The sequence below is a fragment of the Phytobacter massiliensis JC163 genome, from assembly GCF_000321045.1.
GTDB classification, from domain to species: Bacteria; Pseudomonadota; Gammaproteobacteria; order Enterobacterales; family Enterobacteriaceae; genus Phytobacter_A; species Phytobacter_A massiliensis.
The window spans coordinates 1-454 of record NZ_CAEO01000199.1 but is presented as its reverse complement, the minus strand read 5'-3'; the positions used below and the strand labels follow the sequence as shown (position 1 = coordinate 454).

Below are 454 nucleotides of genomic sequence, written 5' to 3'. Positions count from 1 at the left end.
GACTAAAGCCTCACCTAACGTTGAGCCATATCCAGGTCCTTGCCACCTCGCAGCATGGTGCAGTTCATGAGCAAACATGCGCTCAATAGAGTGCGCATAGTTCTTGCAGAATGCATTATTTTCAGGGTCGACAGTTATATAGACAACGCCAGCTTCAGGACAAAAACCGGCATGCCCTTTTTCAGGGATAACAAACTTCCCGGCTTTAACCACCACATCCAGAGAAGGAAGCGGCATCAACCTTTTGGCTTTTAAGTAGGTACTGGCCAGGGTGGTCTGAAGCCATTCAGAGTGAGCGGTAAGTTTTTTCTGAGCATTCAGAATATGAATGGTTATTTGAGCCATGTCAGCATCACTTAGAAGCCACAGTAAACGTCCGTATATTAGCAGACATATAACGAATGTCATGGTGCTGCTCAGCAGTGGCAGACCAGTAATCAGGGATGTCCGCTTA

Annotated in this window: 1 protein-coding gene; it reads right to left on the bottom strand. The window is 46.7% G+C overall.

Going from position 1 to position 454, the window contains the following annotated elements:
* Positions 1-345, bottom strand: a 345-nt coding sequence (locus ENTHG_RS00200; RefSeq protein WP_044172074.1) for a DUF2268 domain-containing putative Zn-dependent protease, incomplete at its 3' end; no start/stop codon positions are given.
* Positions 346-454: the final 109 nt, after the last annotated feature.